Origin of the sequence: Stenotrophomonas hibiscicola ATCC 19867, from assembly GCF_000382065.1 — a bacterium.
Lineage (GTDB): Bacteria > Pseudomonadota > Gammaproteobacteria > Xanthomonadales > Xanthomonadaceae > Stenotrophomonas > Stenotrophomonas hibiscicola.
Genome location: NZ_KB907498.1, coordinates 671,140 through 689,582, shown reverse-complemented (window position 1 = coordinate 689,582; position 18,443 = coordinate 671,140). Strand labels below are relative to the sequence as shown.

General features: G+C 67.6%; 17 protein-coding genes. 5 read left to right on the top strand and 12 right to left on the bottom strand.

Going from position 1 to position 18,443, the window contains the following annotated elements; translation table 11 throughout:
• The first annotated feature begins 3 nt into the window (after positions 1 to 3).
• From G370_RS0103380 to G370_RS0103365, 4 genes are all read left to right on the top strand, one after another.
• Positions 4 to 549 (top strand): redoxin family protein, encoded by a 546-nt coding sequence (locus G370_RS0103380; protein ID WP_019659346.1) that lies wholly within the window; start codon positions 4 to 6, stop codon positions 547 to 549.
• Between the two features lie 57 nt (positions 550 to 606).
• Positions 607 to 1,347, top strand: a complete 741-nt coding sequence (locus tag G370_RS0103375) for a response regulator (protein ID WP_019659345.1) — start codon at positions 607 to 609, stop codon at positions 1,345 to 1,347.
• Positions 1,344 to 2,657, top strand: coding sequence for a sensor histidine kinase (locus tag G370_RS0103370; protein WP_019659344.1), 1,314 nt, complete (start codon positions 1,344 to 1,346; stop codon positions 2,655 to 2,657). Before G370_RS0103375 ends, G370_RS0103370 begins: the two co-directional genes overlap by 4 nt.
• 184 nt (positions 2,658 to 2,841) lie before the next feature.
• Positions 2,842 to 4,101 carry an MFS transporter gene (locus G370_RS0103365; protein WP_019659343.1) on the top strand — a complete coding sequence of 420 codons (1,260 nt, stop codon included), beginning with the start codon at positions 2,842 to 2,844 and terminating at the stop codon, positions 4,099 to 4,101.
• Between the two features lie 4 nt (positions 4,102 to 4,105).
• Here G370_RS0103365 and G370_RS0103360 read toward each other — a convergent pair whose 3' ends face one another.
• Positions 4,106 to 5,053: a nucleoside hydrolase gene (locus tag G370_RS0103360; protein WP_026346950.1), complete on the bottom strand. Its 948-nt coding sequence runs from the start codon at positions 5,051 to 5,053 to the stop codon at positions 4,106 to 4,108.
• A 151-nt stretch (positions 5,054 to 5,204) separates the two neighbouring features.
• Here G370_RS0103360 and G370_RS0103355 point away from each other — a divergent pair, with 151 nt between their 5' ends.
• Entirely contained in the window at positions 5,205 to 5,531 is a 327-nt protein-coding gene (locus G370_RS0103355) for a hypothetical protein (protein ID WP_019659341.1), read from the top strand.
• A 148-nt stretch (positions 5,532 to 5,679) separates the two neighbouring features.
• Here the strand turns inward: G370_RS0103355 and G370_RS0103350 are convergent, their stop codons facing one another.
• The 11 genes from G370_RS0103350 to mqo all read right to left on the bottom strand — a co-directional run bounded on the left by G370_RS0103350 (position 5,680) and on the right by mqo (position 18,361).
• Positions 5,680 to 6,399, bottom strand: a complete 720-nt coding sequence (locus G370_RS0103350) for a GntR family transcriptional regulator (protein ID WP_019659340.1) — start codon at positions 6,397 to 6,399, stop codon at positions 5,680 to 5,682.
• A gap of 105 nt (positions 6,400 to 6,504) precedes the next feature.
• Complete coding sequence (locus G370_RS0103345) at positions 6,505 to 7,872, bottom strand: SLC13 family permease (protein WP_019659339.1); 1,368 nt, start codon at positions 7,870 to 7,872, stop codon at positions 6,505 to 6,507.
• A 104-nt stretch (positions 7,873 to 7,976) separates the two neighbouring features.
• Complete coding sequence (gene mdcH, locus G370_RS0103340; protein WP_019659338.1) at positions 7,977 to 8,897, bottom strand: malonate decarboxylase subunit epsilon; 921 nt, start codon at positions 8,895 to 8,897, stop codon at positions 7,977 to 7,979.
• Positions 8,894 to 9,751: a triphosphoribosyl-dephospho-CoA synthase MdcB gene (gene mdcB, locus G370_RS0103335; protein ID WP_019659337.1), complete on the bottom strand. Its 858-nt coding sequence runs from the start codon at positions 9,749 to 9,751 to the stop codon at positions 8,894 to 8,896. Before mdcB ends, mdcH begins: the two co-directional genes overlap by 4 nt.
• Positions 9,748 to 10,389: a malonate decarboxylase holo-[acyl-carrier-protein] synthase gene (gene mdcG, locus G370_RS0103330; protein WP_019659336.1), complete on the bottom strand. Its 642-nt coding sequence runs from the start codon at positions 10,387 to 10,389 to the stop codon at positions 9,748 to 9,750. Before mdcG ends, mdcB begins: the two co-directional genes overlap by 4 nt.
• Positions 10,382 to 11,092: a biotin-independent malonate decarboxylase subunit gamma gene (mdcE, locus tag G370_RS0103325; RefSeq protein WP_019659335.1), complete on the bottom strand. Its 711-nt coding sequence runs from the start codon at positions 11,090 to 11,092 to the stop codon at positions 10,382 to 10,384. The genes mdcG and mdcE overlap by 8 nt, the downstream gene beginning before the upstream one ends.
• Positions 11,089 to 11,997 carry a biotin-independent malonate decarboxylase subunit beta gene (locus G370_RS0103320; protein WP_019659334.1) on the bottom strand — a complete coding sequence of 303 codons (909 nt, stop codon included), beginning with the start codon at positions 11,995 to 11,997 and terminating at the stop codon, positions 11,089 to 11,091. The genes mdcE and G370_RS0103320 overlap by 4 nt, the downstream gene beginning before the upstream one ends.
• Positions 11,994 to 12,314, bottom strand: a complete 321-nt coding sequence (gene mdcC / locus G370_RS0103315) for a malonate decarboxylase acyl carrier protein (RefSeq protein WP_019659333.1) — start codon at positions 12,312 to 12,314, stop codon at positions 11,994 to 11,996. The genes G370_RS0103320 and mdcC overlap by 4 nt, the downstream gene beginning before the upstream one ends.
• 9 nt (positions 12,315 to 12,323) lie before the next feature.
• Complete coding sequence (mdcA, locus tag G370_RS0103310; protein ID WP_019659332.1) at positions 12,324 to 13,967, bottom strand: malonate decarboxylase subunit alpha; 1,644 nt, start codon at positions 13,965 to 13,967, stop codon at positions 12,324 to 12,326.
• Between the two features lie 187 nt (positions 13,968 to 14,154).
• Positions 14,155 to 16,347 (bottom strand): TonB-dependent siderophore receptor, encoded by a 2,193-nt coding sequence (locus tag G370_RS0103305; protein WP_019659331.1) that lies wholly within the window; start codon positions 16,345 to 16,347, stop codon positions 14,155 to 14,157.
• A gap of 325 nt (positions 16,348 to 16,672) precedes the next feature.
• A complete protein-coding gene (gene mqo, locus G370_RS0103300; protein ID WP_019659330.1) occupies positions 16,673 to 18,361 on the bottom strand; it encodes a malate dehydrogenase (quinone) in 1,689 nt (562 codons plus the stop codon).
• Positions 18,362 to 18,443: the final 82 nt, after the last annotated feature.

Here is an 18,443-nt window from a genome sequence, read left to right as displayed (position 1 = left end):
ACGATGGCCGCCCTGCGTGTGTGTGCGCTGCCGTTGCTGCTGAGCCTGCTGGGTGGGGCTGCGCTACTGATGGCCTGGCGCAGCCCGGAGGCCGACGCGCAGCCGGCACAGGCCGTTCCCGCCGCCGGGTTCGACGGTGGCGGGCCCTGGCACAACAGCCCACCGCTCACACTGAAGCAGTTGCGCGGGCAGGTGGTGCTGGTCGAGTTCTGGACCTACACCTGCAGCAACTGCCTCAACGTGGCGCCGTATGTTCACCGGTGGCATGCACGCTACGCGCCGCAGGGTCTGAGGGTGATCGGCGTGCATACGCCGGAGTTTGCCCATGAAGGGCTGCCCGGCAACGTGCGCAAGGCCATCGCACGGTTGGACATCACCTGGCCGGTGGTGCAGGACAACCAATACCGGATCTGGAACGCCTGGCGCAACCGCTTCTGGCCCGCACTGTACCTGCTCGACCGGCAGGGGCGGGTGGTCTACCGCCATTACGGCGAGGGCGACTACGCACGTACCGAAAGCGAGATCCAGCGCCTGCTGGCCAGCCCCTGAGCCGCGCTACCATGGCCGCGCAGCGCGGCCCTGACCTCCGTCTTCATCGAGAACGCAATGAACCATGTACCGCACATCCTGGTCGTCGACGATGACAGCGAGATCCGCCAGATGCTGGCCGACTACCTCCAGCGCAACGGCCTGCGCGTGAGCCAGGCCGACGGTGGCCGGGCCATGCGGGCGCTGATGGATACCCATGCCGTGGATCTGGTGGTGCTGGACGTGATGATGCCGGGCGAGGACGGGCTGAGCCTGTGCCGCAACCTGCGCGCCGGCAAGCATCGGGCGGTACCGGTGGTGCTGCTGACCGCGCGCGACGACGAGACCGACCGCATCATCGGCCTTGAAATGGGCGCCGACGACTACGTGACCAAGCCCTTTTCTTCGCGCGAGCTACTGGCACGCATCAATGCGGTGATCCGTCGCACGCAGATGCTGCCGCCGAACCTGCAGGTGAGCGAAGCCGGCCGCCAGTTGGCCTTCGGCGAGTGGCGCCTGGATACCACCGCCCGCCACCTGCTGGATGCACAGGGCACCGCGTATCCGCTCAGCGGCGCCGAGTTCCGCCTGTTGCGCGTGTTCCTCGATCACGCCAATCGGGTGCTCAGCCGCGACCAGCTGCTCAGCCTCACCCAGGGCCGTGATGCCGAACTGTTTGATCGCTCGATCGACCTGCTGGTCAGCCGCGTGCGCCAGCGCCTGGGTGATGACGCGCGCGAGCCGACCTACATCAAGACCGTGCGCAGCGAAGGGTATGTGTTCAGCCTGCCGGTGCAATTGCTGGGGCCGGACGAATGAACACCGCCGCACGTCGTCCACGCTGGCCACGCACGCTGTCGGCGCGTCTGCTGCTGGTGCTGCTGGGCGGACTGTCCCTGGCCCACGCACTGTCCTTCGGCCTGCTGTTCTTCGAACGCTACCAGTCCACCCGCAGCATGATGCTGCGCAACCTCGACGAGGATGTGGCAGTGAGCGTCGCGCTGCTGGAACATTTGCCTGCGGAGCAGCGTGAGGCCTGGGTGCCGCGGCTGGAGCGGCGCACCTACCGCTATCTGCTGCGCCCGGCCGCGGCCGGACCAGGGCTGCAGACCGATCGTGCACGCCAGGTCACGGCGATCATCGACGACAGCCTGCAGCACCGCTATCCGTTGCAGGCGCGCCAGGTGGCTCGCCTGCCGGAGCGGTTCGAGGTGGAACTGCGCCTGCACGACGGCACACCCTTGACCATTGAAGTCACCCCGTCGGGCCTGCCGCTGGCACGTTGGCTGCCCGCCGTGCTGCTGCTGCAGCTGGCGCTGCTGCTGGTGTGCGCGTGGCTGGCAGTGCGTCTGGCCATGCGCCCGCTGCAGCAGTTGTCGCATGCGGTGGAGCATCTGCAGCCGGGCAAGGACGGGCCTGCACTGCCTGAAGATGGCCCTGCGGAAGTAGGCGGCGCAGCAGCCGCACTCAATGCCCTGCAGGCACGCATTCGTGGCCATGTCAGTGAACGCCTGCAGATCCTGGCCGCGATCTCGCATGACCTGCAGACCCCCATCACGCGCATGAAGCTTCGGGTGGAGACCCTGCCTGAAGACAGCACCCAGCAGCGCCTGCTGGCCGACCTCGATCACCTTGGGCAGCTGGTGCGTGAGGGCGTGGCCTATGCGCGCAGCAGCCACGTTGCCGCTGGCGCGCCGGTGTCGATGGACCTGGGCGCGTTCCTCGCCAGTGTGGTCGGCGACTACGAGGACATGGGCAAGCCGGTCACTGGCGGTGCGCCCGCTGGACTGGTCGTGCAGACCTGGCCGCAGCCGCTGCGCCGCGTGGTCGGCAATCTGGTCGACAACGCATTGCGCTACGCCGGCGCCGCCGAGATCGAGGCGGGCCGCGATACGGCCGGAAGGGTGTGGATCAGCATTTCCGACCGTGGCCCCGGCATTCCCGAGGACCAGCTGCAGGCAGTGCTGGCACCGTTCCACCGGCTGGAGAGCTCGCGCAACCGCGATACCGGAGGGACCGGTCTGGGACTGGCCATCGCGGTGCAGCTGGCGCAGTCGCTGGGTGGTTCGCTGAGGTTGCACAACCGCGAGGGTGGCGGGCTGCGGGCGGAACTGCAGCTGCCGGGCTGAGTTGCCCGGCCTTGTGTTCCAGCAAGGATGCTTCTGCTTCGGCCTTGGCGGTGAGCGCTTCACCGGTCATGAAACCCAGTGCATGCACGCAGTCGACAGCCGATGACCGGCATTTCACCCCGTCCATGCCACGCTGCGCGGAACCTGCCCAACCGGGACCGAGGCTGTTGAAGGCGAACACGCAATGACTGCGGCGCGGCAGCGCTCGATGTGGGTGGCGGGCCTGTCCACGGTGGTGGAGTGGTACGACTTCACCCTGTACCTGTACTTCGCCACGGTGCTGTCGCGGGTGTTCTTCGGCGGTGGCGAGCAGGCGTTGCTGGTGACCTTGGCTGGCTTCGCGGTGTCCTACCTGATGCGTCCGCTGGGCGCGCTGTGCTTCGGCCACCTGGGCGACCGCCTGGGCCGGCGCTGGATGCTGCTGGCTTCGATGGCGTTGATGGCAGCGGCGATGCTGGCCACTGCACTGCTGCCGACAGCGGCCACGGCCGGTACGACGGCCGGCGTGCTGCTGCTGATCCTGCGCTGCGTGATGGCGTTTTCGGTGGGCGGTGAGTACACCGGGGTGGTGGCGTACCTGCTGGAAAGCGCACCGGCGCGACGACGTGGCCTGGTGACCTCGCTGGCCTCGGCCGCCAGCGAAGTGGGCGCCCTGCTGGCGGTAGCGATCTCTGCACTTACCGTCGCGCTGCTGCCCACACCGCAGCTGGACAGCTGGGGCTGGCGGATTCCGTTCTTCGTTGGGGCTGCGCTCGCGCTGGTGATCCTGGTTGCGCGTTCGGGCATGCACGAGTCGCCGGAGTTCGAGCGCCAGCGGCGCGAGGGCAGCATCCCGGCCACGCCACTTCGGCACGTGCTGCGCCACCACCCGCTGGCGGTGGCGCGCACCTTTGCGATCTCCGCCTTGGGCTCGATCACCTACTACGTGGGCATCACCTATGTACCGGCGTTCCTGCACGCACGGGGGCATGATGAAGGCGATGCGCTGTGGTTGTCGACGATCGCGGCGGTGGCGGTCATTGCGATCACGCCGCTGTGCGGCGCGTTGTCCGACCGCTTCGGACGACGGCCGATGCTGTTGGGTTTGACCGTGCTGGCAGCGCTGCTGCCGCTGTCCCTGTTCGCGTGGATGGCGCAGGCGACCGCACTGGGCATCGCGCTGGCGGCGGTAGTGCTGGCCTGCGTGGCCGGTGGCATCAGCGCGGTGGCGGCGCCGGCCACGGCCGAGCAGTTCCCCGGCGAAGGCAGGGTCAGCGGGCTGGCACTGGGGGTAACCATGGCCACTGCATTCTTCGGTGGCGCAACGCCGTGGCTGGCGCAATGGTGGGTGGAGCGCAGCGGCTGGGCAGCGGCGCCGGGCGCGATGATCGCGTTGGTGGCGGTGCTGGTGCTGCCGGTGCTGTGGACCCTGCCCGAGACGGTCCCGGGCAGGGCCAAGCGCTAGCGGGTCAGACCTTCAGGGTCTGCTCGATGTCAGCCAGCACCGCGGCCGCATCCACGCCGATGGCAATCGACTGCACCACGTGGCCGTCCCACACGCTCGGGCCGAAGGCCAGGCCTTCCAGCTTGGGAATGGTCATGCCGCGGGCAACGCCGTCGGTGGCCACGCGCACGCTGGCGCGCTCGAACTGGAACAGCTCCGGGCGGGTCAGCGCGATGCACGCGCAGCAGTCGTGCACGACCATGCCCTTGTGGCCGGCCTGCAGGTAGAAGTCGACGTAGTCCTGTGACAGTGCACGGACCAGCTCGGCGTCGGCACCGCCGATGGCGGCCAGCGTGTCCAGGCCGTCATGGTCCATTTCCACGCGGGTGGTGACGTCCAGGCCGATGGCGGTCACCGGCCAGCTGGCGGTGAACACCACGTCGGCCGCTTCGGCATCGCCCCAGATATTGGCCTCCGCAGCCGGGGTGATGTTGCCGTTGACGTGGAAGGCGCCACCCATGATCACCACGCCGCGTACCAGGCCGGCGATATCCGGCGCCTGCTGCAGGGCCAGCGCGAGGTTGGTCATGCGGCCGACCGCGACCAGGGTCACTTCGCCCGGATGGGCGCGGACCAGGTCGATGATCAGCTGGTGGGCGGGGCGGGTGTCGGCGGCCACGTCCAGTTCGGCCGGCACCGGGTAGTTGCCCAGTCCGTTGTGGCCATGGATGTGGACCGGCCAGGCTTCCGGGGTGGCTTCCGGCTGCAGCGGGCCACCGGCGCCGCGCGCGACCGGGGCGGCAAAGCCCCAGGCCTGCTTCAGGTACAGCGCGTTGTGCGTGGTTGAGTCCACCGAGGCATTGCCGAAGGTGGTGGTGACGCCGATCAGATCGATCTGGGCGTGCCTGTGCAGGTACAGCAGGGCCAAGGCGTCGTCGACGCCCGGGTCGGTATCGAAAATGACTTTCAGCATGTTCTTGTTCTTCTTCTTCCGTGTGGTGCGAGGGGCGCCGGCGGCCTGGAAGCAGGCCGGCGCGCCCCACATTGTCCCATCTTCATGACAGGCAGGGCCATTGCCGGGGCAGCAGGCCATAATGCCCCCAATCCGAGCACGGAGTCGCCGAATGCTGATCGCCGCCCTTCTGCTGGTCCTGCTGGTGCTGGGCCTGAACGCCGTGGCTACCGTGGTGATCGCCAAGCGTGATGGCCTGTCGACGGGAGGCCGGACGGTGCAGCTGCTGATGGTCTGGCTGCTTCCCCTGGTCGGGGCCATCGTGTGCCTGGCGGTCGCCACGGCCGACGGCTCCGGGATCCGGGGCGACAACAGTCTCGGCAGTGGCTACGATCATCCGGGCGGCCATTCCGGCGACAGCTACAGCCATCACAGCCACAGCAGCTTCGACTGCAGCAGCGACGGTGGCAGCGGTGACGGTGGCAGCTGCAGCGATTGAGGTCCCTGTAGCGTCGAGCCATGCTCGACTGCACTTCGCTCCAACGCCGCGACGCCTGATCGAAAAGCAGTCGAGCATGGCTCGACGCTACAGAACAGCGGTTGGCTGCGGCCGGTAGTGCCGGCCGCTGGCCGGCAACCTCATCCGCTCAACCGCCGCCTTCGGTCGGCAAGGGCGCTGGCACGTTCAACAGCCCGCCCGCTGCCACATAGGCGGCCAATGCCTGGCCCTGGCTGAGCAGATGGCGCTCCATGGTGCGTTCGGCAGCCTGCGCATCGCGGCGGCGGAAGCACTCCATCAACTCGCGGTGTTCGGCCAGCGACTGCGCCGTGCGGCCCGGGGTCAGCAGCTGGCGGCCGCGATGCATCTTCAGGATGCGGTGCAGGTCGTGGGTGATGCGGATCAGCCACGGATTGCCCGCGTAATGCTGCACGGTTTCGTGGATCAGGTAGTTGTTGCGGTAGTACTCGGCAATGTTGCCCTCGGACGCCGCCGCTTCCATCGCCGCATGCAGGGCCTCCAGTTGTTGCACGCCGGCATCGTCGATGTGCTTCACCGCCTCATGCGCGCAACGGCCTTCCAGCATGGCCATTACCGGGAACAGCTGGTTGAGGTCTTCCAGCGTCAACCGGGTGACCCGGCTGCCACGACCTGCGTCGATCTGTACCAGGCCTTCGGCGGCCAGCAGCTTCAACGCCTCGCGCAGCGGCGTGCGGCTGATGCCCAGTTCTTCGCACAGCGCGGGCTCGTCGATCCACTCGCCCGGCGGCAGCCGGTAGTCGTAGATGCGCTCGCGCACGTGGTCGGCCACCTCTTCATACAGAGGTGCGCGCTTCTTCGGTGACCGCGGGGCAGGGGCAATGGCCATGGAGGAAGTGTACCGCCAGGTTGTGCCGGCCGCTGGCCGGCAACCCATGATCGCTGGATGGCTTCATGGGATTGCCGGCCAGCGGCCGGCACTACCGTTGGGTGGTTACATCCAGCCCGGCACCACGAATACCAGCCAGGCCAGCAGCGGTCCAAGCGCCACCACCAGTCCGCTGTAGACCAGGAAGCGGCGGAACAGGGTCTCGCGTTCCTCCTTGGCTGCCGAGGCCACCACCAGTGCGCCATTGGTGGAGAACGGGCTGACATCGACGATGGTGGACGACACCGCCAGCGCGCAGATCACGCCGGCGGCGCTGAGGTGACCCTGCATCAGGAACGGCACCGCCAGCGGAATCGTGGCGCCCAGCACTGCGGCCGACGAGGCGAACGCGGAGACGATGCCGCCGACGTAGCAGACCAGCAGCGCGCCGAGCAGCGGAATGCCGATGTCGGACACGCCATTGCCGATGAAGTCCACCGCGCCGGCATGTTCCAGCACGCCGATGTAGGTCACCACGCCACAGATCAGCAGCACGGTGGACCAGCTGATGCCATCGACCGCGCCCTTCTGGCTTTGTGGCGACAGCAGCGCCAGCGCCACCGCGACGGTGATCGAGACCAGGCCGACGTTGAGGTTGTAGATCAGCGCGGCCACGCCCAGGCCGAGCAGGCCGATCAGGGTGAACAACCGTTCGCGGGTCAGGCCCACCGCATCCAGTGCCGCCGGATCATTGCTGAGCGTGCCGCCGCCTGCTGCGACCAGCGCGCCATGGCCTTCGATCGCGAACTGGCGCGACGACGCCTGCGGGCCACCGGCCATCGCCAGTTCGGCATTGCCGATCGTTCCTGCCGCGGTGATCGAGCCGCGACGCAGCAGGGCGATGCCACCGAAGGCGAAGAAGCAGATCGTCGCCATCATGAAGTTGAAGCCCAGGCTGGTCAGGAACACTGCCATCTCGGTCACTTCCAGCCCAGCCTTCTGCACCACGCCGTTGGTGATGCTGCCGTACACGCTGATGGGCGAGAAGCCGCCGGCCTGCGCACCATGGATGACCAGCAGGCCCATCATCAGCGGGTTGATGTTGTACTGCTTGGCAAAGCGCAGCGCGACCGGGCCGATGATCGCGACCGCCGCCGGGCCCAGCGCACCGAACGCGGTGAGCACCGCGGTGATCACGAACATCACCCACGGAATGGCCACGAGATGGCCACGCACCACTTTCACCGCCCAGTGCACCAGCAGGTCGATGGTGCCGTTCTTCTGCGCGATGGCGAACAGGTAGGTGATGCCGACCAGGGTCAGGAACAGATCGCCGGGAAAGCCGGCCAAAACCTCCTTGCCGCCCATGTCGACCCACAGCCCGCCGATGATGAAGGCCAGCGCAAAGGCGACCGCGCCCATGTTGATCGGCATCGCCGTGGCGACGATGAACATGATCACCAGGCCGATGATCGTTGCGATTTGTGGACTCATGCGCCCTCCCAGACACGTGGCTCACGTACAGCGCGGATGGAGACCCGCCATCCCGGGGTAAGGCGACGTACTGCGTGATGCGTGATACGTACTGCTGGAACCCGTTACTGCAGCCGCTCCAGCGCACTGCGGACCCACGCCGCGGCGCCTTCCAGGCTCTGGAACTCTTCCACCGCGCGCACTTCGCAGCACGGATAGGACGGCGCGACCATGCGCGCCAGTGCGTTGCCCGGGCCCAGCTGCAGGAACACCCGCGCGCCGCGCTCGAAGGCCTGGCGCATCACCTGCGCCCATTCGATGGTCTGCGCCAGCTGCAACGACAGCGTGTGGACCGCCGTTGCGCGATCCCGCACCGGACGCGCATCGATACCGGCCAGCAGCGGCAGGCGTGGGCCCTGCAGCGCCGAGGCATCGAGTGCGGCGGCGAACGGTGCGACAGCAGAGCGGAGCAGCGGCGTATGCGCGGGCACATGCACCGGCAGCGGGCGGATCTCCGCACCCTGCGCTCGAGCGTCATCGGCCAGCGCCTGCAGAGCGGTCTGCGTGCCGCCGACGATGAAGTGATCGCGGCCGTTGGCGATGGCCACATGTGCGCCGTGTGCATCACACAGCGGCTGCAGGGTATGGCGCTCCAGCCCCAGCACGGCCTGCATGCCTGCATCGGCAGGGCTGGCGGCATCCATCAGCCGCGCGCGCTGCGCGGCCAGGCTCAGGCAGGTGCTCGCATCAACGCTGCCGGCAACCACATGCGCCGCCAGTTCACCGATGCTGTAGCCGGCCACCAGCACCGGTGCTGGCACTGCTTCGCGAAGTCCCTGCCAGTGCGCGAGGCTGGCTGCACACAGCAGGGGCTGCGCGAGTGCATTGCCGAAGCGCGATTCGTCAGCGGCTGCCGCGAACACATCGCGTCCAAGCACTGCGCTGGCGGTCTCCAGTACGTCGCGCGCGGCCTGCAGATCGCGCACGCGGTCGAACATCGCCGTATGCTGCGCACCTTGGCCGGGGCAGAGCAGGGCAAGGCTCATGCGCCCTCCTGCAGCAGCAGGAACCAGCTGCAGGCCAGCAGGTCGGCGCTGCCACCCGGGCTCAGGCGGCGCGCGACGAAGCCCTCGCCGATGTCGTGCAGGCGTGCCTGCCAGCCAGGCGCGAAGGCACCGCCCGCCTCGATGAAGCGGCGCGCCTGCTGCTGCGCCCAGGCCAGGCCCTCTGCGCCGCCACGGTGCAGCAGGTTGAGATCGTCCACCTGCGCGACCAGCTGCATCAGGGTCTGGCACATCGCTGCATCACGCGGCAATCCACTGTGCAGGGCATGACGCAGGGTCGGTATGGCCAGCTCGCGCAGCATGGGGTAACCGGCGGCGGCCTGTTCGCGCACGCCCGGTACGCCATGCCGCAGGCGCGCGCGCTGGCCGGGGCTGGAGGCATCCAGCGGCGCCACGGCGAACGCATCCGCCCAGTGCTGTACGGCCAGGCACACCTGCGCAGCGGGCGCGGCGTGGCCCTGCTGGCGACGGCAGCGTGCGGCAGCGGCCACCAGCAGGCCCAGGCTGAAGATGGCACCGCGATGGGTATTGATGCCGGCAGTGGCACGCAGCATCGCGTGCTCGGCAGCAATGCCTTGCGCGCGCAGGATGGCGAACGGCGCGTCAGCGGCACCGGCGTCGGCAATCGCGGTGAAGAAGTGGCGCAGCGCGAACAGGCTGCGCAGGAACGTACCGGCGTCCATGTCGTCATGGCTGCCGGTATCGAAGGGGGTGACCAGCCCTGGCTTGGGCGCGCAGGCCAGTTCGGCATGCAGGCTGGTGATGGCCAAGCGGCCCAGACGCGCGCTGTCGATCGCGTTTGCATCCTGCAGCCGGGACTGGAAGACCGCGCTCACGCCGCCGCTCCGGCAGTCTCGAACAGGCGCTCGCGGACGTCCAGTGCAGCACCCTCCAGGCGCTTCACCAGCACCTGGCGGCTGTCACCGGCAAACTCGCGCCAGTTCACCGCGCCGCCATCAGGCAGGCACAGTTCACCATCGACCCGGCGGGCATGCGCGTGCTCCCAGGCGTTCAGGCGTGCGGCAAGCGCATCGGCCTGCGTACGGCTCTCAACCTGCCACAGCAGGTCGATGTCCGAGCATGCGTGCACATAGGGCAGGCCGCTGAGGTGCTGCCAGGCGAAGGCGCCGAACACGCGTGCCGGTGCAACGCTCGCCAGTGCGTGCAGGGCCCTCTGCCAGTCGGTTGGCACGCCCCGGGTGAGTACCGCGTCCAGTGCGGGCGGCAATTGCAGGCGCTGCACATCCTTCTGCGGCACGCGCAGCGCAAGGCGCAGCTTGCCTTCGCCCGGTGGCAGCGGCACGCCCAAGCGCAGGCGCGGGTCGGGGTCATCCGCGGCGCGGCGCGCCACCATGGCCGGCAGACCCTGCGCGAACCACGCTGCCAGGCGCGGTTCCTGCGCAGCCACGTCGGCCCGCCAGTCGGCGTGGGCCGACAGCCAGACCAGCATGTGGCGTGCGGGCTGATCAGGCATCGCTGCGGGCCACCGCATCTGCAACATCCGCCGCCATTGCACGACCGCCGCGCTGTGCAGCCAGCGCCGCGCGTGCATCGCCGTCGCTGGGTGTGCGCAGGGCCCGCAGCAGGTGCTGGGCAAGATCGCCATCCCACAGCGATTCCACCGCACCCATCGCCACGTAGTTGGCCACGCCCGGCGCGAACACCGGCGAGCTCTGGCTGAGTGCCTGCAGCTTCTCCAGCGGTTGCTTGGTTACCCGGGCCATCGCGCGCAGGTCCATCACCCGTACCTGTGCATCGGGCAGGGCATGGATGTGGTCGGCCATCAGGCCGAAGGACAGGAATCCGCCGCTCACCGATTCGCCGTAGACCAGGGTGACCAGGCGCGCGCCACGGCGGCGGGCCAGATCGAGAGCCTGCGCGAGATGCGCGAAGTAGCCGTTGATGCCCAGCAGCTCATCGCGGCGCGCCAGGCGCTGGCCGGCAGTGTCCGCCAGCATCACGATCGACCGCTGCGGGTGTGCGGCTGTGCTGGCAAGCACGGTCCCGGCCAGCGCCAATGCATGGTCGACGCCAACCTCGATGCGATCGGTGGTGCCGATCACGGTCACCTCGCCATCGTCGGTGGTGGCCGTACCGGTCAGTACCGAATCCTGGATGTCGATACGATGGCCACGCGGGAACAAGGCATCGAGCAGAGACTGCAGCGGTGCGCTCATGGCAGCCTCCGGGCGGCGGTGGCGGCAAGGAAGGCGTCGGTGTCCAGCAACGGCAGTCGTTCGGGTTCGGCGATGCCTTGGCGGGCCCAGATTTCCAGCCCATCGCGGCAGTCGCCCCAGGCCTGCATTCGGGCTTTCAACGCCGCATGGCGTTCCTGCAGCGCGGCCAGCGCAGCATCGGTATCCGTGCTGGTGGCATCGGGTTGCAGCGCATTGCTTGCGGCCTGCGCGAAGGCTTCGATGGCGTCGGGTACCAGCACCTGTGCCTGGTCGATCAGATAGCGGTGCTTGCCGCCGGTCACGCGCCAGACCAGTGCACGGTCGCGCGAGTCGAACTCTTCGACGCCGCGTACCGTCTCGATCACTTCCGGTCCGGACAACGACAGCCGGCCTTCCTCGGACATGATCACCGTGGTGCAGCAGCGGGCGACGATGCCCATGCCTCCGAACGCACCGTTGCCGCTGCCGATCAGCGCGATGACCGGCACGCCCGCTGCACGCGCGTCCAGGGTGGCGCGCATGATTTCGGAGATCGCAATCAGGCCCGCATTGGCTTCGTGAAGCCGCACGCCGCCGGTATCGAGCAGCAGCAGCACGCCGTCAGGGCGGGTGTGCGCCGCACGGCGCAGCAGTCCGGTCAGCTTGGCGCCATGCACTTCGCCCACGCCACCGCCCATGAACTGCCCCTGCTGCGCGGCCAGCAGTACGTGCTTGCCGCGCAGCGTGGCCTCGCCGACGACGATGCCATCGTCGAACGCGGCCGGCTGGTCCAGCTGGGCCAGGTGCGGGCTCATCATCCGCCGCGCCGGGCCAAGGAACTCGCGGAACGAGCCGGCGTCAACCAGCCCGGCGATGCGTTCGCGCGCATCGGCTTCGTAGTAGCTGTGGCGCTGTACGTGGCTCATGGCGTGCCTCCGGCCAGCAGGGTTTCGACGGCCTGGTCGAGGCGCAGGCTGACCACGGCCGGGGTCGCACCGGCGTCGTTGATCGAGACGCGCACATCGCGCAGCGGATGACGCTTTGCGAAGTCGTTGATCACCGCCTGCCAGATGCTGCCGAAGCCCTGCGCGGCGGTGATGACGCGCACCGTCATCGCGCCCTGCTGCGCCACCGGTTCCAGCAGGATTTCCAGGTTGCCCGAGGCCAGTACGCCGACCAGCACCGCATCGCGCGGAAACTGCACCGCAGTGTGTCCTTCGAATCGATAGTCGAGGGTTTCCATGCTCTGTCCTTACCAGTTGCGGAAGCGCTTGGGCGGGTCGTAGAGGCCACCGGACCAGCGCACCAGGTCCTTCACCGAGCGTGCGGCCAGCAGATCGCGGCTGGCGTCGCGCGGCGAAATACCCAGGTCGTCCGGGCGACGGATCACGCCACGGTCGCGCAGGTTCTCCACCATCGCGCGGTCGCGGCCAAGACCGACGGCGGTGTAGCCGGATACGCCGCGGATCGCCTGTTCGCGTTCCTCCGGCGTGCGGCACAGCAGCAGGTTGGCGATGCCTTCCTCGGTCAGCACATGGCTGACGTCATCGCCGTAGATCATCACCGGCGGCAAAGGCATCTGTGCGCGCTCGGCCAGGTCCCAGGCATCGAGGCGCTCGACGAAGGCCGGGGCCATGTGCTCGCGGAAGGTTTCCACCATCTGCACCACCAGCTTGCGCCCGCGTGGCATCTCGCCCGGGCGTGCGGCCTGCTGGCCGGCCTTGATCCAGGCCTCGCTGGCATGGCGGCGGCCGCGCGCGTCCGAGCCCATGTTCGGTGCGCCGCCAAAGCCGGCGATGCGGTCGCGGGTGGCAGTGGAACTGTTGCCCTGCAGGTCGATCTGCAGGGTGGAACCGATGAACATGTCGCAGGCATACAGGCCTGCGGTCTGCGAGAACGCGCGGTTGGAACGCATCGAGCCGTCGGCGCCGGTGAAAAACACGTCGCCCCGCGCGGCAATGTATTTCTCCATGCCCAGTTCCGAACCGAACGAATGCACCGATCTGACGAAGCCCGATTCGATCGCCGGAATCAGTGCCGGGTGTGGGTTCAACGCCCAGTGCTGGCAGATCTTTCCCTTCAGCCCGAGCGATTCGGCGTAGGTGGGGAGCAGCAGTTCGATGGCGGCGGTATCGAAGCCGATGCCGTGATTCAAACGATTCACGCCGTACTCGGCGTAGATGCCCTTGATGGCCATCATTGCCATCAGCACCTGGATCTCGGAGATCTGCGCAGGGTCGCGGGTGAAGAGCGGCTCGATATGGTTCGGCTTCGGCGCCTGCACCACGAAGTTGACCCAGTCCGCAGGAATATCGACGCGGGGGAGGCTGTCGACGATCTCGTTGACCTGGGCGATGACGATCCCGCCCCGGAACGCAGTGGCTTCGACGATCACCGGCGTGTCTTCGGTGTTCGGGCCAGTGTAGAGGTTGCCGTGGCGGTCGGCGGCCTGCGCGGTGACCAGCGCCACCCGTGGGGTCAGGTCGATGAAGTAGCGGCCGAACAGTTCCAGGTAGGTGTGGATGGCACCGATCTGGATGCGGCCCTCGGCGACCAGGTTGGCCAGCCGCACCGACTGGGGGCCGGAGAAGGAGAAGTCGAGCCGGGAGGCGATGCCGCGCTCGAACACATCCAGATGCGAGGGCAGTGACAGCACCGACTGCACCATGTGCAGGTCGTGCACTCGTGCCGGATCGAGGCCGGCCAGCACCTGTGCCAGGAAGTCGGCCTGCTTCTGGTTGTTGCCTTCCAGGCAGACCTTGTCGCCGGGCTCCAGCAGCGCGTGCAGCAGTTCACCCACGTCCCCGGCGGCGACCTGGTGGCCGCGCGCCCACGGCGCGGCCCGCTCCAGGCGCGCCTGGCGGCTGCGCTCCAACGTATCCCAACTCGGGTTCATCGACGGGCTTCCGACTGGCGTTGGAATAATTACGACATAATTACGGAGCGGAGTGCAACCCGCAGTGCAGCAAAAAAGGCCCGCGCGGAGGCGGGCCCATTCAGGTAGGCCACGACGGTGGGTCGTGGCGGAGGGCGTGCCGACCAACGGTCGGCACCCACCAGGCACCCACCGGTTCGCGGGTGGCTCAGAACTTCCAGCGCAGGCTGGCCGACACGAAGCGCGGTTCGCCGTAGTTGTTGTAGTCCAGATTCGCCCAGTAGGTCTTGTCCAGTGCGTTGCGCACGCTCAGCGTCGCCGTCCAGTTGTCGCTGATGCGGTAGTTGGCGTTGAACTGCACCAGCATGTAGGCCGGCTGGTTCACCGTGACCGCGCCGCCCAGCGGGTAGGCAATGTTGTAGCCCTGCACCTTGCTCTGCCACTGCAGGCCGCCGCCAACGCTCAGGCGTTCCAGCGTGCCGCGCAGCTGCAGTTGGGTGTTGAGCTGCAACAGATCCTTCGGCGGGTTGGCGTACAGCAGGTCAGTGGCCGCGCGGGTGACCTTGACGTGGGTGTAGCCGGCATTGACCGTCCAGCCCGGCAGAATCTCGCCGTTGACGTCCATCTCCCAGCCGCGCGCCTTGGTGCCGTTGACGCCGATGTAGGCCGAGGTGCCATCGCTGAGCGAACCCTCCGGCACGCCCATGTCGCGCACCGCGTAGTTGTCCTGCTTGGCCTCGAACACCGCCGCATTGGCGGTCAGGCGGCCATCGAACCACTGCGTCTTGATGCCCGCTTCCAGGTTGGAGCCCTGTACCGGCGCCAGCAGGTTCTCGTTGCGGTCCTTGTAGTTCTGTGGATTGAAGATCTCGGTGTAGCTGGCATAGGCCGACACGTTCGGGGTGATCTCGTAGACCAGGCCCACGTACGGAGTGACTTCATCGCTCACCTTGTACGCACCGCTGGTGCCGGTATAGGCGCCGGCAGCGTTGTACGAGCGGCTGAGCGTTTCCCACCGGCTCAGGCGTGCACCGGCGATCAGCGACAGCGGATCGGCCAGGTGCACGCGGGTAGCCAGATAGACGCCGCTCTGCGTGGTCTTCGCTACACGGCGTGCGCCGGTGCGGGTGTAGGTCACCTCGGAAATGTCGCCGTTCCAGGAGTACACATTGGGGATGTAGTAGCAGCGCTCACGCCCGCAGGTGGCCCAGTCGCCCGGGAAGTTCAGCGCAACGGTGTTCGTGGTCCCTTCCAGATCCGACCACTGGGCGCCGACCGTGAGGTCGTGGTCGCGGCCGAACAGCGGGAAGCTGCCGGTCAGGTAAGCATCGACATTGCGGCGGGTGTCTTTCGAATCACCGGCGGCGGCACGCAGGTAGATGCCCGATCCGGTCACCGGGTCCGGGTTGCCGGTGCCGTACAGGCGCACGTTCTGCACGTTGCCACGGGTGTAGGCGGTGTTGATCTTCAGCAGCCAGTTGTCACCGAAGCGCTGTTCCAGGTTGGCGAACGCGGTGTTGCTCTCGCGCTTCCAGTAGCTCCACTTCGGCGACAGGTTGGTCGAACGCGGCAGGTGGGCGAAGTTGCCCTGGTTGTCGAAGAACGGCACCGTGCCCCAGGTTGAACCGGTCGGGTTGTTGTCCTGGCTCTGGTAACCGAGGGTGAGGGTGGTGCTGTCGGTGACGTCGCCTTCCAGCACCGCCATGCCGGCCATCTTGTTCTCGTCGTAACGGTCGTAATACAGCCCGCGGTCGGTGTAGGCGGCGACCACGCGGCTGCGGAAACGGCCATCATCGGTCAGCGGCGCGGTCACGTCGGCTTCCATGCGGCGGAAGTCCCAGCTGCCGGCGCTGACCGCGAATGACGCGTCGAATTCCTTGCCGGGGCGCTTGCGCAGCAGGTTGACCGTGGCCGACGGCACGCCAGCGCCACTGAGCAGGCCGTTGGCGCCGCGGATCACTTCGATGCGGTCGTAGAAGGCGGTGTCGTATTCCTGGTTGGTGGACCCGCTGTAGGTGGGGATGCCGTCGACCTGGAAGTCGGTGATGGCGAAGCCACGCGCGTAGTACAGCGGACGCTGCGTGTCATAGAAGGACACGCTGACGCCGGTCACGTTGCGCATCACATCGTTGATGCTGAACAGTGATTCGTCCTGCAGGCGCTGCAGGCTGATGGCGGTGGCGGACTGCGGGGTTTCCTGCAGGGTGATCGGCAGGCGCGTAGTGCTGGCCGGCGGAGCGGACTGCTCGGCACGCACGCTGACCCGATCAAGGGTCTTGGCGTCGGCGGCGCCTTCGGCGGCGGCGAACGCGCTGGGCGCGCCCAGCACGGTCAGCGACGAAAGCAGGGCGGCCGGCAGCAGCGCGCGGCGGGGCTGGCGATTGGGGAAATTCGGGGACATGGGCGGCTCGGAGCGTGGAGGCGGGGAAGGGCGGCAGCAGTCGTCCAGTACCCGGGGCGGCGGCTTCGGGCACATCAGGTCCATCTGGGAGGGGCGCGGTCACTGCGTAGGACGCAAATGTAAATAATTCTTAACAACATTACAATTCGCGTCATCGTGCATCGGCTTTCCGGCACCAGGCATCGCCTTCTGTAGAGCCGAGCCCATGCTCGGCTGCTTTTTGCTGGAGCCGAGCATGGGCTCGGCTCTACAGCAGGGAGCCGCCCCAAAAACGAACGGCCACCCGAAGGTGGCCGTCCGTCTGCATCGAAAGGAACGTGCGGGCTTACAGCGCCTGCAGTTCCTCATTGGCGTTGCGCTTTTCCTTGGCCTGCGCAGGCACCGTGGCCGCAGCGGGCGATGCCGCGTTCGCATCCACCGGCACCTCCAGATACGGCAGGTGCAGGGTCTGGCTGGTCAGCGTACGGATCTCGTTGACCAGCGCCGGGCTGTCGTTGAGCTTGCGCCCATACGACGGCACGATCTCGCGCAGGCGGGTTTCCCAGCCGGCCTTCATCTGCTCCGGGAAGGCCTTGGCCATCAGGTCCAGCATGATCGGCGGCGAGGTCGATGCACCCGGCGAGGCGCCGAGCAGGGCCGCAATGGTGTGGTCCTTGTCGGTCACGATCTCGGTACCGAACTGCAGCACCGCGCCCTTCAGCGGATCGCGCTTGATGATCTGCACGCGCTGGCCGGCGGTGATCAGCTTCCAGTCACCCGGCTTGGCACTGGGGAAGTACTTGACCAGCTCGGCCTGGCGGTCGGCATCGTTCAGGCGTGCCTGGCCCATCAGGTACTGCACCAGGTCCAGGTTGTCCTTGCCCACTTCCAGCATCGGGCCGACGTTGTTGTGGGTGACCGAGGAATACAGGTCCCACCACGAGCCGTGCTTGAGGAACTTGGTGCTGTACAGCGCGAACGGCCCGAACAGGACCACCGGCTTGCCGTCCAGCTTGCGTGCATCCAGGTGCGGCACCGACATCGGCGGCGAACCGGTCTCGGCCATGCCGTAGGCCTTCACCCCATGGCGCGAGGTCACGTCCTGGCCCTGGAAGGCGAGGAACTGGCCACCGACCGGGAAGCCGGCATAGTCCTTCGATTCCGGAATGCCGGACATCTGCAGCAGCTTGAGCGCGGCGCCACCGGCGCCGATGAACACGAACCGGGCGTGGGTGGTGGTCTCGGTGCCGGCCTTGAGATCCTTCACCGTCACGTTCCAGCTCTTGTCAGCGTTCTGCCGCAGCGCGGTCACTTCATGGTTCAGGTGCAGGCTGAAGTTCGGGCTGCGCTGCAGGCCGGCGGTCAGCTGGCGGGTGATCACGCCGAAGTTGACGTCGGTGCCCAGCGGCATCCACGTCGCGGCGACCTTCTGCTTCGGGTCACGGCCTTCCATCAGCAGCGGGGCCCACTGTTTGATCTGCGCCGGATCCTCGGAGTACTGCATGCCGTAGAACAGCGGATTCTTGACCAGGGCCTGCTGGCGCTTGTGCAGGTAGGCGATGTTGTCATCGCCCCAGACGAAGCTCATGTGCGGCGTCGGGTTGATGAAGTCGCTGGGCTGGCTCAGCCGGCCTTCCTTCACCTGGTGCGACCAGAACTGGCGCGAGACTTCGAACGACTCGGCGATGCCGACTGCGCGCTTGGTCTCGATGCTGCCGTCGGGCAGTTCCGGGGTGTAGTTCAGTTCGGCGAAGGCCGAGTGGCCGGTGCCGGCGTTGTTCCAGCCGTCGGAGCTTTCACCGGCGACGCCGTCGAGGCGTTCGTAGACCTGGATGTTCCAGTCCGGCTGCAGTTCCTGCAGGTAGGTGGCCAGGGTGATGCTCATGATGCCGGCGCCGACCAGCACAACATCGACGGGCTTGTCGTTGCTGGCGGCGGGCACCGAGCGCTGGGTCAGCGGCCAGTACAGGAACAGCGCGGCGGCCAGCAACAGCAGCACGAGCAGGGCGAGAAGAGCCTTGCCAAATTTCTTCATGGGGGCGGGATCGTTGGCGGAGGGGAAGGGGTCAGGATGCGCGTGGGGCAGGGAAAGGGCGTGAAGAAACAACGCCTTGCAG